Raw genomic sequence first — 12,824 nt, 5'->3', positions numbered from 1 at the left:
GCTGAACGATCATGACTGAACGCCTGCGCGTGGCCGTGCTGGCAGGCGGGCCCTCTGCCGAGCACGAGGTTTCGCTCGAATCGGGCCAGGCGGTGCTCGACCAGCTGTCCAAGGACCGGTACGACCCGGTCCTCGTCGTCATCGACCGGCAGGGCACCTGGTCGCAGAACCTGCACCGCGACACGGTGGACGTCGTCTTCCCCGCGCTGCACGGTCCGTACGGCGAAAGCGGCGTCGTCCAAGGGCATCTGGAGACGCTGGGCCTGCCGTACGTGGGATGTGGCGTACTGGCGTCGGCCGTGGGGATGGACAAAGCCGCCATGCGGCGGGCGTTCGTGGCCGAGGACCTTCCGGTCACGCCGCACGTCTGGTTCACCGAACACGGCTGGCGCACCACGACCGACCGCTGGGGGCTGGTGAAGTCGCTCGCCTGGCCGATGTTCGTCAAACCGGCCAACCTCGGCTCCTCCATCGGCATTTCCCGCGTCACCTCCATGGCGGAACTGGACGCGGCCGTCGAGCTGGCCCTCGGGTACGACCGGGTCATCGTGGTCGAGCAAGGCATTGCCGCCCGCGAGCTGGCCTGCGGTGTGCTCGGCGACTACGACACCGCCGAGGCGTCGGCGATCGTCGAGCTCAACGTCGACGGCGTGTGGTTCGACTACGAGGCGAAGTACCACGGCGACACCGACTTCGCCACGATTCCCGCCCCGATCCCCGATCCGATCGCCGAAGAGGTCCGCGAGCTGTCGCTGCAGGCGTACCGGGCGATCGGCGGCTATGGCCTGTCCCGGGTCGATTTCCTCTACGAGGAGCAGACGGGCCGGCTGTACGTGCTGGAGGTCAACACGATGCCGGGCTTCACCTCGCATTCCGTCTACGCCAGGGGCTGGGCGGCGAGCGGCCTTCCGTACCCGCAGCTGCTTGACCGGCTCATCGAACTCGCCCTTGCCCGGAGCGCCGCATGATCCCGATGACACTGGCCGAGATCGCCGAAGTCCTGGACGCGAGGCTGGACAACGTCCCGGACCCGCAGGTGGTCGTGACCGGACCGGCGGCCGTCGATTCGCGCGAGGTGGCGGCCGGTGGCCTGTTCGTCGCAACGGTCGGCGAACGCGTCGACGGACATGACTATGCGGACAAGGCCGTTGCCGGCGGCGCCGTGGCCGTGCTGGCCTCCCGCCCTGTTGCGGCACCGGCAATACTGGTGGACGACGTCCAGGCGGCAATCGGCGTACTCGCCCGGCACGTGCTCACCCACCTCGACTGCACGGTCCTCGCGCTGACGGGTTCCGTCGGCAAGACCACAACCAAGGACCTGCTCGCCCAGATCCTCGAACCGTTCGCACCGACGATCTCCACTGACCGCTCATTCAACAACGAGCTCGGGCTGCCGCTCACGGTGTTGCAGGCCGGCCCCGGAACCCGTTACCTGGTGCTGGAAATGGGCGCCGGACGGAAGGGCGACCTGACATACCTGACCGATATCGCGCCGCCGCACGTGAGCCTGGTGCTCAACGTCGGCGCCGCGCACGTGTCGCGGATGGGCGGCGGGCTGGCGGATGTGGCCGAGGCCAAGGGCGAACTGGTGGAGGCGCTCGCGCCGGACGGGTACGCGTTGCTCAACGCCGCCGACCCGTACGTCATGGGGATGGCGGACCGGACCAAGGGCAAGATCGTGCTGTACGGCCGGACGCCGGACGCGAGCGTACGAGCCGAGAACATCCGCCTCGACGACCGGGTCCGGCCCTCGTTCGATCTCGTCATGCCGACCGGCCGGGCCAGGGTGGAACTCGAACTCATCGGCGAACACCAGGTGGCCAATGCCCTTGGCGCCGCGGCCGCGGCAGGCACGCTGGGGCTGTCCACCGAGGAAATCGCCGCCGGGCTCAATGCGGCAAGGCGCCGCTCGTCGGGTCGTTTCGAAATCACCGAGCGGCCTGACGGCGTCACTGTGATCAATGACGCGTACAACGCGAACCCGGAGTCCATGCGCGCGGGGCTGCACGCCTTCCACGCGCTGGCCGGAGCCCGCCGCACCATCGCGGTACTCGGTGCAATGGGCCAGCAGGGCGATGCGTCGGAGGCGCAGCACGAGAAAATGGGCCGTCTGGTGGCCGAACTGGGCATCGACATCCTGATCGCCGTAGGCGAAGGCGACCCGCGAGCAATGGCGCGGGGAGCATCCGGCGCGGCGGTCGCGGTGCACCCGGTACAGGACGCGGCCGAGGCTGCGCTGGTGGCAAACGAACTGATCGCATCGGGAGACGTGGTGTTCGTGAAGTCGTCGAGCGATTCGAGCCTCTTCGGCTGCGCACGCGAACTGGCGAATTCCTGACACTGGTGTTCTGCGCCGGAATTCCGGCGCAGAACACCTATTTTGGTTAGCTACCGCAAGCAACCCGCGCGGATGGGTATTGCCGCGGATATTGTCCGGGTCCGGGATTCTATAGAGTGCCGCCTTTCGGGTGCCGACACCGCTTTGGTACGCGCGGATTACCCGGCTTCGGCAATGCCCGGGTAAGCATTCCGGCCAGCTGTTTTGCGGTTTCGCCCGGGTATCCCTCGCGGGGTGCTGGGGTGGCTCGCAAACTGCCGCAGTGGCTCCGGGGCGCTTCCCTGCTGCCCTGTTCCTTTGTCCGGCCAACGGCGCTCTCGTGCCGTTTGAGCCCCGCCAACGCTTGCCTGTCAACGCCTCTCCCGCGGCTTTGCGGCACTCATGCACACCAACCCTCGCCCGGCAACGCTTCCCCCACGGCTCCCCGGCCAGCCCGAAACCCCCACCCCACCAAGCTTGCCCACCAACGCCTCTCCCCCGTTCCCTGACCACCCCGAAATCCCGCCCGATCGGCGGATCAAGCCCACCACCCGAGCCGAAACGCGGCAGGGCCCCGACCCGGTAACGGGGTCGGGGCCCTGCCGTGAAGCAGTCGAATCGACGTTACTTCTTCTTCGCCGCCGAAGCGCGCTTCGCCGGGGCCTTCTTGGCCGCAGCCGACGTCTTCTTCGCTGCCGCAGTGGTGCGCTTCGCGGCCGGCTTCGCGGCTGCCTTCGCGCGGGTGGTGGTGGCCTTCGGGGCCGCCTTTGCCGCGGTTGCCTTGGCGCGCGTGGTGGTCTTCGGCGCCGCCTTGGCCGCCCGGGTTGCCGTGGCCTTGGCCGGAGCCTTTGCCGCGGTGGCGCGGGTGCGCGTGGTCGTGCTGCGGGTGGCAGCCGGACGCGATGCCGCAGCGCGCGTGGTGGTCGTCCGCGTTGCGGTGCCGGTGGCCCGCTTGACCGCCGCCGCCTTCGGCAGCTTCTTCGTTCCGGAGATCACGTCCTTGAAGGTGGTGCCCGCGCGGAAGGCCGGCACGTTCGTCTTCTTCACGCGGACGGCTTCACCGGTACGCGGGTTGCGCGCGGTACGGGCGGCCCTGGCGCGCTTTTCGAACACCCCGAATCCGGTGATGTTCACCTTCTCGCCCTTGTTGACCGTCCGGATGATGATGTCGACGAGACCGTCGACGGCCTCCGAAGCAACTTTTTTGTCGCCCAGACGCTCCGACAGCGCCTCGATCAGCTGGGCCTTGTTGGCCATTCCAGTCCTCCAAGAAGAACTCTTCGTCCACGGCCACGTCGGCCGACTGATGCATACGGTATTACCAATGCAGCACAAATTCCAAACGGCACGCGGAAATGGACCCGGCGAAGGGAACAGTTCCGCCTCCCGAGGGACCCTTTCCGGGCCTTCGAAAGGTGCCGTCCGGCGTGGATGAAGAGGGGGCGCGGCGGGTCCGGATTCCCTTTCCGAGCAGGGAATCCGTACCCCGCCGCTGCCGGTCAGGAGGGGATCGCGGGCAGCGTCAGCGGCTTCCACGAAGGGCGGGCGGACTCGAACTCGCCGATGTCCCCCGCGTGGCGCAAGGTGAGCGCGATGTCGTCGAGTCCTTCGAGCAGCCGCCAGCGGACGTAGTCGTCGATCTCGAAGGGCGCGGTGAAGTCCTTGGCCCGCACTGTCTTGTCCTGGAGGTCGACGGTCACCTCGGTGCCGGGCTCGTTCTCCAGCAGCTTCCACAGCAGTTCGACGTCCTGCTGATCGCACTGCGCGGCCACGAGACCGCCCTTGCCGGAGTTGCCGCGGAAGATGTCGGCGAACCGCGAGGAGATCACGGCGCGGAAGCCGTAGTCCATCAATGCCCACACGGCATGCTCGCGGGACGAGCCGGTGCCGAAGTCCGGGCCCGCGACGAGGACCGAGCCGCGGGAGAACGGCTCCTGGTTGAGGATGAAGTCGTCCTGTCCGCGCCAGGCCGCGAACAGCCCGTCCTCGAATCCGGTGCGGGTGACGCGCTTCAGGTAGACGGCGGGGATGATCTGGTCAGTGTCCACGTTGGACCTGCGCAGCGGCACCCCGATGCCGGTGTGCTGGGTGAACGGTTCCATGGTGGGAGCTCCTCTCCGATCGGGCGGCGGGGTCAGGCGGGAAGGTCGGCCGGGGACGAGAGCGTCCCCCGCACGGCCGTGGCGGCGGCGACGAGCGGCGACACCAGATGCGTGCGCCCGCCCTTGCCCTGCCGTCCTTCGAAGTTGCGGTTGGACGTGGACGCGCTGCGCTCGCCGGGGGCGAGCTGGTCCGGGTTCATGCCGAGGCACATCGAGCATCCCGCCTGCCGCCATTCGGCGCCGGCCGCGGTGAAGACCTTGTCCAGCCCTTCCTCTTCGGCGGACTTGCGCACCCGCATCGAACCGGGCACCACGAGCATCCGCACCGAATCGGCCACCTTGCGCCCGCGCAGCACCTCCGCCGCGGCACGCAGATCCTCGATCCGGCCGTTCGTGCACGAGCCGAGGAACACCGTGTCCACCGCGATCTCGCGCAGCGGCGTACCCGGCGCCAGATCCATGTACGTCAGCGCCTTCTCGGCGGCGAAGCGCTCGTTCTCGTCCGCGATCGCGGCCGGGTCCGGCACCGAATCACCCAGCGGCAGGCCCTGTCCCGGGTTCGTGCCCCACGTCACGAACGGCGTCAGCCGGTCTGCATCGAGGTGCACTTCTTCGTCGAACTTCGCGCCCTCGTCGGTACGAAGCTCGCGCCAGTCGGCGACCGCGGCGTCCCAGTCCGCGCCCTTCGGCGCGTGCGGACGGCCCTTGAGGTACTCGAACGTCGTTTCGTCCGGCGCGATCATCCCGGCGCGCGCGCCCGCCTCGATCGACATGTTGCAGATGGTCATCCGGGCTTCCATGGACAGGGCTTCGATCGCCTTGCCGCGGTACTCCAGGACGTACCCCTGCCCGCCGCCGGTGCCGATCTTGGCGATCACCGCAAGGATCACGTCCTTCGCGGTGACGCCCGGCTGCAGCGCGCCGTCGACGTTGATCGCCATCGTCTTGAACGGGCGCAACGGCAGCGTCTGGGTGGCGAGCACGTGCTCGACCTCCGAAGTGCCGATGCCGAACGCCATCGCACCGAACGCGCCGTGGGTGGAAGTGTGACTGTCACCGCACACCACGGTGGTTCCCGGCTGGGTCAGGCCGAGCTGCGGTCCGATCACGTGCACGATGCCCTGTTCGGCATCGCCCATCGGATGCAGCCGGACGCCGAACTCCTTGCAGTTGCGGCGAAGGGTGTCCACCTGCGTGCGGGACACCGGGTCCGCGATGGGCAGGTCGATGTCGACGGTGGGGACGTTGTGGTCCTCGGTGGCGATGGTGAGGTCGGGGCGGCGCACCTGCCGCCCGGCCAGCCGCAGGCCGTCGAAGGCTTGCGGGCTGGTGACTTCGTGCACGAGGTGGAGGTCGATGTAGAGCAGATCCGGTTCGGCGCCTTCGCCTCGGCGCACCAGGTGGCTGTCCCACACCTTCTCCGCCAGCGTACGGGCTTTGCCGGTCGGGCTGGTCATCTCCGGCTCCTTCCAGGGGATCGGCCGGGAGCACGGAACTCGGGTACGTCCGAGGCGGGGCGAGCCACGCCCGTGGCGCAGCCCGGGTTCGTTTTTCCCAGAATCTGGACTTCCCACAGTGCGGGAAGATAGTATCGCGTCGTGGGACAGCATAGCGGTATCGGAGTACTGGACAAAGCCGTGGCCGTACTGCAGGCGGTCGCCGAGGACCCGTGCGGGCTCGCGGAACTCTGCACGCGTACCGGCCTGCCGCGAGCGACGGCGCACCGGCTCGCGGTCGGGCTCGAGGTGCATCGCCTGTTGCGGCGCGGGCCGGACGGGCGCTGGCGGCCGGGTACGGCACTGGCGGAACTCGCGGGCGGATCGACCGACCCGTTGCTCGACGCGGCGAGTTCGGTGCTGCCGAAACTTCGCGACATCACCGGCGAAAGCGTGCAGCTCTACCGTCGCGACGGCGTGCAGCGCGTGTGCGTTTCCACCGCCGAGCCGCCGAGCGGGCTGCGCGACACGGTTCCGATCGGTTCGCGGCTGCCGATGACCGCGGGCTCGGGCGCGAAGGTCCTTGCCGCCTGGTCGGATCCGCACACGCAGCGCACGATCCTCGCCGACGCGGTGTACGGCGAGCGCACACTGCTCGAGGTGCGCCGCCGCGGATGGGCGCAGAGCGTCGCCGAACGGGAGCCGGGGGTCGCGAGCGTTTCGGCACCCGTGCGCGATTCCTCCGGTGCGGTCGTGGCCGCGGTGTCGGTGTCCGGTCCGATCGAGCGCATCGGCCGCAAGCCCGGTGCGCGCTGGGCGGCCGACCTCCTCGCCGCCGCGGACGCCCTTCAGGAACGTCTCTGACCCACCTGACCCCACTGCTCCCACCGCGAAACGCCTCGGGCCGCCTCCCGCCACGCCGGTGGGGGGGCGGCCTTTTCAGTACGGTTTTCGATCGTCCTCAGTAGACCGTCGCGACGCTTCCGTGGTCGCCGGAAGGGCCGTCCGCGAACCATCACGCGAAGCCGCACCCGGGACAAAACCCCAGTACACGGGGTGTCTACATGCGACAATGCCGGTGCCGCAAGCACTCTCGCGAGTCTTCCGGCCAGTGAAAGAATCCGGCCCGGACGGCTTCGGCCGGGGTCGCGCGATCAGGGCTCTCCAACGAAAAAAGGCAGGTCCCGATTGGACTTGCCGAGCTCATAGGTGATAATGGCCTCGTTCGGCCTGTATTGGCCGTATAAGACAAGTTCTGGTTGGAGGAACTGGAATGGCCAACAAGGCCCAGCTGATCGAAGCTCTGTCGGAGCGTATCGGCGACAAGAAGGCAGCCGCGGAAGCCGTCGACGGTCTCGTCGACATCATCATCCGCACCGTCCACAAGGGCGAAAAGGTCACCATCACCGGCTTCGGTGTTTTCGAGAAGCGCGCTCGTGCCGCCCGCACTGCGCGCAACCCGCGCACCGGTGAAGCCGTGCGGGTCAAGAAGACCAACGTGCCCGCATTCCGGGCCGGCACCACGTTCAAGGACGTGATCTCCGGCTCCAAGAAGCTGCCGAAGGCCACCGCTGTCAAGCGGGCGACCGCCACCACCACGCGGGCCACCGCCACGCGTGCCACGGCGACCACGGCCACCCGCAGCACCCGCACCGCAGCCAAGCCGGCTGCCACGCGGACCCGCGCCACCGCGGCCAAGGCTCCCGCCAAGGCCACCGCCGCGAAGGCCACCACCACCCGCGCCAAGGCTCCCGCCAAGGCCACTGCGGCCAAGGCCACCACCACCCGCGCGAAGGCCGCTGCCAAGCCGGCCGCCAAGAAGACCACGGCGACCGCAAAGAAGGCACCGGCCAAGCGCACCTCGGCCGCGAAGAAGAAGTAACGTCCGGATTTTCCGGAAAGCATCACCGACAGGCCCCGCCCGGCTTCTCCCCGGGCGGGGCCTGTTGCTTGTCCGGGGCTTCCCGTTTTGTCCCCGGTTGCGGCACGATCGGGAAGAACCGCGCTGTCCCCGGACGCTTGCGGGTCCCGCCGTTTCCCCGTGCGGCACAACACCTTCCCCCGCGCACCCGGCCGATCGGCCCCCTGCAGCGTGCTCCGGGTACCTGCCACCATCGAGGGACCAGCCGATCGACCGAACGGAGCACGATGCCCGACACCGGCGCACTGCCGAGCAACTGGGGACGATGGGGTACCGACGACGAACTCGGCACCCTCAACCTGATCACCGAAGAGGTCCGCGCCCGCGCGGCCGGCGAGGTACGGCTCGGCCGGGTCGTTTCCCTGGCCCTGCCGATCGATCCGACACCGGTGCTCAGCGGCCCGTTCGCGCGCGCCGACGGGCCGTACTCACCGGTGCAGCAAGTGATGACGTACACCGGTCTCCCGGACGCCGCCGCCGACCTCCTCACCATCACCAGCCACCATCCGCTCGCCACGCATCTGGACGCGTTGTGCCACATCGGCCGCGAGGGGAAGGTGTACCCGGGCCGCCCGGCGGCCGAAAGCGTGACGGCAGCGGGCGCCGGGCACGGGTCGACCACCGCGTTCGCCGCCGGGATCCTCACCCGCGGGGTGCTGCTCGACCTCGCCGCGGACGGTCCGCTCGCGCCGGGATACGCGGTCACGTCCGCGGATTTCGAAGCGGCGGAAGAGCGTTTTGGCACCCGCGTCGAATCCGGCGACGCGCTCGTCCTGCGCCTCGGCTGGCCGATGACGTCCGATCCGGCGCGCCCTTCGCCCGGGGTCACACTGGATGCGGTGCGGTGGATGCACGAGCGCGGGGTTTCACTGTACGCGGGCGACCGCGGCGACCCGCAGCCGCCGATCGAACCGGACCACCCCGGACCGCTGCACCTGATCGCCCTGCCGCTGCTCGGGATGCCGTTGATCGACGCCGCAGCCGTCGGCGAGCTCGCTGCCGTGTGCGCGGAACTGGGCCGGTATTCGTTCCTGCTGTCCGTGGCCCCGCCGCGGATCCACCGCCTCACCGGGGTGCCGGTGAACCCGCAGGCGATCTTCTGACACCCGCCCGACCCTAGGCTGGCCGGAGCATGGAAATCCCGAGGAACACCGGCATTTCCCGCCGAGGTGGAGGGACTTCCTTCTCCGGCGTCCGGCGGATCGCCCGGGACAGGCACTTCCCGGCGGATCCTCGCGTCAAGGCTTCACAAGGATCCGCCGGGCAAGCCGGTTGCCCCGTGGTGCCCGGTCCGGCACAGTGGGTGCCTGCGGGGTGGCGGCCGTCACGCGGGCCGCGCACTGTCCACAACGGACTTCCGGGTTGTTATGCGAACGTGACCACCGCGTCCGGCGGCCGGGTGCCACAGGTACGGGCGAACCGCCGGAAATCGGCCGGTTTCGCCAGCGCACACCCGGTTTTCCCGGGTACCGCAGGCAGGTCCGGCGGCACCGTCCGAGGCACCGGGAAAAGTGGGTGCCAGGCCACGAAAACCGAGCTCCGGCGGTAAAAGGGTGGCGCAATCAGCACCGCTAAGTGTTGGTATATGCAATCATGTCGCCCGGCAAGGACCCCGCTCGAGAACTTGGGAAGACAGTGCCGATAGTTCGTGTGGACAAGCTGTACAAGGTGTTCGGCCGCCGGGCACCGGAAGCGGTACGAAGGCTGGAGGACGGCGCCGACCGCGCCGAGGTGGACCTTCCGGGCGTCACCGCGGCGGTGATCGATGCCTCGTTCACCGTGGAGCGCGGCGAGATCTTCGTCGTGATGGGCCTGTCCGGCTCCGGCAAATCGACCTTGCTGCGCATGCTCAACGGCCTGCTGCCGGCCACCGCGGGACGCGTGCTGGTGGACGACATGGACCTCACCGCGATGTCCGCCGCACAGGTGCGCGAGCTGCGGCAACGGCGGATGAGCATGGTATTCCAGCACTTCGCGCTGTTCCCGCACCGCACGGTCGCGGAGAACGTCGCGTACGGCCTGAGTGTGCAGAACGCTCCGCGGGACCGGCAGCGGGAGCGCACCGCCGAAGCGCTCGAGATGGTCGGCCTCACCGGCTGGGAGGACCGGCTGCCGGGTGAGCTGTCCGGCGGGATGCGCCAGCGCGTCGGGCTGGCCCGCGCCTTGGCCGCGGACACCGAGATCCTGCTGATGGACGAGGCGTTCAGCGCGCTGGACCCGTTGATCCGCAAGGAGATGCAGGACCAGCTGCTGAACCTGCAGCGGCGGCTCGGCAAGACGATCGTCTTCATCACCCACGACCTCAACGAGGCCATGCGGCTCGGCGACCGGATCGCGATGATGCGCGACGGCCGGATCGTCCAGGTCGCGACGGCGCAGGAAATGCTGACCGCGCCGGCGGACGAGTACGTGACGAGGTTCGTCCGCGACGTCGACCGCACGCGCGTGCTCACCGCGTCCGCGGTCATGGCGCCCGCGGAAATCTCGTTCACCCTGGCCACTTCGCCTGCCGAAGCGCTCGAAACGATGCGCCGGAACGAACTCTCCGGGGTCCTGGTGACCGACAACGGCCGGTTCGCCGGAGCTGTCACCCGCGCGGCGGTAGCGAAAGCCGCGGACGGCGACGCCGGTTCGATCGCGGACGTCGTCGACCGGTCGGCCGCGCAGACCGGTCCGGAAACCCAGGTGGCAGACCTGTTCGGGCACGCCGCGTCCGCGCCCGCGCCGCTCGCGGTGGTCGACGGCGACGGCGCATTGCTCGGCATGGTCACGCGGGAAGCGCTGCTGAATGCACTGAGCGTGGGACAGGAGGTGGACGCACATGCCTGAGAGCGTCCTCGCCGTGGACTGGCATTTGCCCCAGATCCCGGTCGGCAGCTGGTTCAAGGCGATCGTCGACTGGCTGCAGGGCAACATCGGCCCGTTCTTCGATTTCGTCGACAAGGTCGTGAACGGCGCGGTCACCGGTTTGGCCTCGGCGCTGACCTGGCCGCCGTCGCTGGCCCTCGCGCTGGTTTTCGCACTGCTCGGCTGGTGGTTGCGCGGCTGGAAGTTCGGGCTCGGGTCGGCGATCGGGTTCGCGCTGATGGACAGTCTCGGCGAGTTCCCGTCCGCGATGCAGACGTTGTCGCAGGTGCTCGTGGCCGGGGTGGTGGCGGTGGTGATCGCGGTGCCGACCGGGATCGCGGCCGCGCGCAGCGAAGCGGTGAGCCGGATCGTCAAGCCGGTACTGGACTTCATGCAGACCCTGCCCGCGTTCGTGTACCTGATCCCGGTCATTTTCTTCTTCTCGATCGGCCCGGTGCCGGGCGTGGTGGCGACCGTGGTGTTCTCGCTGCCGCCGGGCGTACGGCTCACCGAGCTCGGCATCCGCCAGGTCGACCCGGAAATGGTCGAGGCGGGCGAAGCGTTCGGCTCGCCGCCGCGGCGGATCCTGACCGAGATCCAGATCCCGCTCGCGATGCCGTCGATCATGGCGGGCATCAACCAGATCATCATGCTGTCGCTGTCCATGGTCGTGATCTCGGGCATGGTCGGCGCGCCCGGGCTCGGCGCCGAGGTGTACGCCGCGGTCACGAGTCTCAAGCTGGACCTTGGCTTCAACGCCGGCCTCGGCGTGGTGGTACTGGCGATCTACCTCGACCGGCTCACCTCGTCGCTCGGGGCCCGTTCGGCAGTCGGCCGCGCACTGCGCCGGACTGCCGCCGCCTGACCTCCCTACCCAGAAAGGACGAACGAGTGCGCATCACGAAACGCTTCACCCGGATCTTCGCCGTAGGCGCCGCCGTGACGGCCCTGATCGGCCTCACCGCAGCGTGCGGCGGGCGGGAGGCCCAGTCCGGGGGCAGCCAGGGGGCGAAGAGCGTCACCATCGGCTACATCAACTGGGACGAGGACGTCGCGCTGACCAACCTGTACCAGGCAGTACTGGAGGAGAAGGGATACCAGGTCAAGACACAGCTGCTCGACGTCGGCCCGATCTACGCAGGCCTGGCAAAGGGCGACGTCGACCTGTTCCTCGACTCCTGGCTCCCGGCAACGCACAAGCAGTACTGGGACCAGTACAAGGACCAGATCGAGGATCTGGGCGTGTGGTACGACAACGCAACCCTGAACCTGGCCGTACCGGATTACGTGAGCGACGTCAACAGCATCGCCGACCTCAAGGCGAAGGCGAGCATGTTCGGCGGCAAGATCACCGGAATCGAAGCCAGCGCAGGCGAAACGGGCATCGTGGAGAAGAACGCGATCCCCCAGTACGACCTGAACGGCACGATGACCCTGCAGAGCTCCTCGACCACCGCCATGCTCGCCGCTTTGGACAGCTCGATCAAGGCGAAGAAGCCGATCGTGGTCACGCTGTGGCACCCGCACTGGGCATACTCGAGGTACCAGCTGAAGGACCTGCAGGACCCGAAGGGCGCCATGGGCAAGGGCGAACAACTGCACGCCATCGGCCGCAAGGGCTTCGAGAAGGACTTCCCGGCACTGGCGGGGGTGTCGAAGAAACTGAAGATGACGGACGAGGACCTCGGCTCACTGGAGGACGCGATCCAGAAGGCCCCGAAAGGCCAGGAAAAGGCCGCGGCAAAGCAGTGGGCGGACCAGCACAAGCAGTTCGTGGACCAGGCTTTCGCGGGTATCTGACCTTTCTGCGGGCGGTCCCGCATCCCCTTTGGCTTGGGGGTGCGGGGCCGTTTTCGTCTTCCCGGTTCCGTCTCCGTCTCCGGGTGCTGGATGGTGGTTCGGTGCCTTCCCCGCGGCCCGATCCGACCCGGCTGCAAACCTTTGCCTCCGCTGGTTCGGTTCCACTCCCTCCCACGGCCCGATCCGTTCCGGCTACAAACCTCAGCCTCCACTCGTCCGGCCTCACTCCCCTCACGACCCCTCGCCCTGGCCCGCTCTTTCCCGTCGCCCTTTCCACTCTGCCCTCCTCTGCCCCTCCCCTTCGCTCTTTCCGCCCGTCCTTCCCCGTCGCCCTTTCCTCAGCCCTGTCTCTTATACACATCTCCGAGCCCACGAGACTAGGCATGATCTCGTATGCCGTC

Annotated in this window: 12 protein-coding genes; 8 read left to right on the top strand and 4 right to left on the bottom strand. The window is 68.6% G+C overall.

What is annotated here, in order from left to right:
* The first annotated feature begins 11 nt into the window (after window positions 1-11).
* Window positions 12-968, top strand: coding sequence for a D-alanine--D-alanine ligase family protein (locus tag OO71_RS39820; protein WP_033295239.1), 957 nt, complete (start codon window positions 12-14; stop codon window positions 966-968).
* On the top strand, window positions 965-2,338 hold the full coding sequence (locus OO71_RS39815; protein ID WP_033295238.1) for a UDP-N-acetylmuramoyl-tripeptide--D-alanyl-D-alanine ligase: 1,374 nt from the start codon (window positions 965-967) through the stop codon (window positions 2,336-2,338). Before OO71_RS39820 ends, OO71_RS39815 begins: the two co-directional genes overlap by 4 nt.
* Before the next feature lie 603 nt (window positions 2,339-2,941).
* On the opposite strand, the gene OO71_RS39810 is transcribed toward OO71_RS39815, so the two are convergent.
* The 3 genes from OO71_RS39810 to leuC all read right to left on the bottom strand — a co-directional run bounded on the left by OO71_RS39810 (window position 2,942) and on the right by leuC (window position 5,876).
* Window positions 2,942-3,574, bottom strand: a complete 633-nt coding sequence (locus OO71_RS39810) for an HU family DNA-binding protein (protein ID WP_033295237.1) — start codon at window positions 3,572-3,574, stop codon at window positions 2,942-2,944.
* A 242-nt stretch (window positions 3,575-3,816) separates the two neighbouring features.
* The gene (leuD, locus tag OO71_RS39805; RefSeq protein ID WP_033295236.1) at window positions 3,817-4,419 is read right to left on the bottom strand and encodes a 3-isopropylmalate dehydratase small subunit; all 603 of its coding nucleotides are present in this window, start codon (window positions 4,417-4,419) and stop codon (window positions 3,817-3,819) included.
* A 32-nt stretch (window positions 4,420-4,451) separates the two neighbouring features.
* A complete protein-coding gene (gene leuC / locus OO71_RS39800) occupies window positions 4,452-5,876 on the bottom strand; it encodes a 3-isopropylmalate dehydratase large subunit (protein ID WP_033295235.1) in 1,425 nt (474 codons plus the stop codon).
* A gap of 141 nt (window positions 5,877-6,017) precedes the next feature.
* On the opposite strand from leuC, the gene OO71_RS39795 reads away from it, so the two are divergent.
* From OO71_RS39795 to OO71_RS39785, 3 genes are all read left to right on the top strand, one after another.
* Complete coding sequence (locus OO71_RS39795; protein WP_051792855.1) at window positions 6,018-6,719, top strand: IclR family transcriptional regulator; 702 nt, start codon at window positions 6,018-6,020, stop codon at window positions 6,717-6,719.
* Window positions 6,720-7,128: 409 nt separating this feature from the next.
* Window positions 7,129-7,737, top strand: a complete 609-nt coding sequence (locus OO71_RS39790) for an HU family DNA-binding protein (RefSeq protein ID WP_033295233.1) — start codon at window positions 7,129-7,131, stop codon at window positions 7,735-7,737.
* 266 nt (window positions 7,738-8,003) lie between these two features.
* Window positions 8,004-8,879 (top strand): cyclase family protein, encoded by an 876-nt coding sequence (locus tag OO71_RS39785; RefSeq protein WP_033295232.1) that lies wholly within the window; start codon window positions 8,004-8,006, stop codon window positions 8,877-8,879.
* Window positions 8,880-9,141: 262 nt separating this feature from the next.
* Here the strand turns inward: OO71_RS39785 and OO71_RS39780 are convergent, their stop codons facing one another.
* Window positions 9,142-9,279 carry a hypothetical protein gene (locus tag OO71_RS39780; protein WP_156096793.1) on the bottom strand — a complete coding sequence of 46 codons (138 nt, stop codon included), beginning with the start codon at window positions 9,277-9,279 and terminating at the stop codon, window positions 9,142-9,144.
* A 132-nt stretch (window positions 9,280-9,411) separates the two neighbouring features.
* On the opposite strand from OO71_RS39780, the gene OO71_RS39775 reads away from it, so the two are divergent.
* Genes OO71_RS39775 through OO71_RS39765 form a run of 3 tightly spaced genes read left to right on the top strand, consistent with a single transcriptional unit; the run spans window position 9,412 to window position 12,423 of the window.
* A complete protein-coding gene (locus tag OO71_RS39775) occupies window positions 9,412-10,605 on the top strand; it encodes a quaternary amine ABC transporter ATP-binding protein (RefSeq protein WP_033295230.1) in 1,194 nt (397 codons plus the stop codon).
* Window positions 10,598-11,488, top strand: coding sequence for an ABC transporter permease (locus OO71_RS39770; RefSeq protein WP_033295229.1), 891 nt, complete (start codon window positions 10,598-10,600; stop codon window positions 11,486-11,488). The genes OO71_RS39775 and OO71_RS39770 overlap by 8 nt, the downstream gene beginning before the upstream one ends.
* 26 nt (window positions 11,489-11,514) lie before the next feature.
* Complete coding sequence (locus tag OO71_RS39765; protein WP_033295228.1) at window positions 11,515-12,423, top strand: glycine betaine ABC transporter substrate-binding protein; 909 nt, start codon at window positions 11,515-11,517, stop codon at window positions 12,421-12,423.
* Window positions 12,424-12,824 lie beyond the last annotated feature (401 nt).

It is taken from the genome of Amycolatopsis jejuensis (assembly GCF_000717335.1).
In the GTDB taxonomy this organism is placed as follows: Bacteria; Actinomycetota; Actinomycetes; order Mycobacteriales; family Pseudonocardiaceae; genus Amycolatopsis; species Amycolatopsis jejuensis.
This window is presented reverse-complemented; position numbering and strand designations above follow the sequence as displayed.

What these genes read in the sequence shown, in the direction of transcription:
- OO71_RS39820 (WP_033295239.1), top strand. Translation starts at nt 12, where the DNA reads ATGACTGAACGCCTGCGCGTGGCCGTGCTGGCAGGCGGGCCCTCTGCC.
- OO71_RS39815 (WP_033295238.1), top strand. Translation starts at nt 965, where the DNA reads ATGATCCCGATGACACTGGCCGAGATCGCCGAAGTCCTGGACGCGAGG.
- OO71_RS39810 (WP_033295237.1), bottom strand. Translation starts at nt 3,574, where the DNA reads ATGGCCAACAAGGCCCAGCTGATCGAGGCGCTGTCGGAGCGTCTGGGC.
- leuD (WP_033295236.1), bottom strand. Translation starts at nt 4,419, where the DNA reads ATGGAACCGTTCACCCAGCACACCGGCATCGGGGTGCCGCTGCGCAGG.
- leuC (WP_033295235.1), bottom strand. Translation starts at nt 5,876, where the DNA reads ATGACCAGCCCGACCGGCAAAGCCCGTACGCTGGCGGAGAAGGTGTGG.
- OO71_RS39790 (WP_033295233.1), top strand. Translation starts at nt 7,129, where the DNA reads ATGGCCAACAAGGCCCAGCTGATCGAAGCTCTGTCGGAGCGTATCGGC.
- OO71_RS39785 (WP_033295232.1), top strand. Translation starts at nt 8,004, where the DNA reads ATGCCCGACACCGGCGCACTGCCGAGCAACTGGGGACGATGGGGTACC.
- OO71_RS39770 (WP_033295229.1), top strand. Translation starts at nt 10,598, where the DNA reads ATGCCTGAGAGCGTCCTCGCCGTGGACTGGCATTTGCCCCAGATCCCG.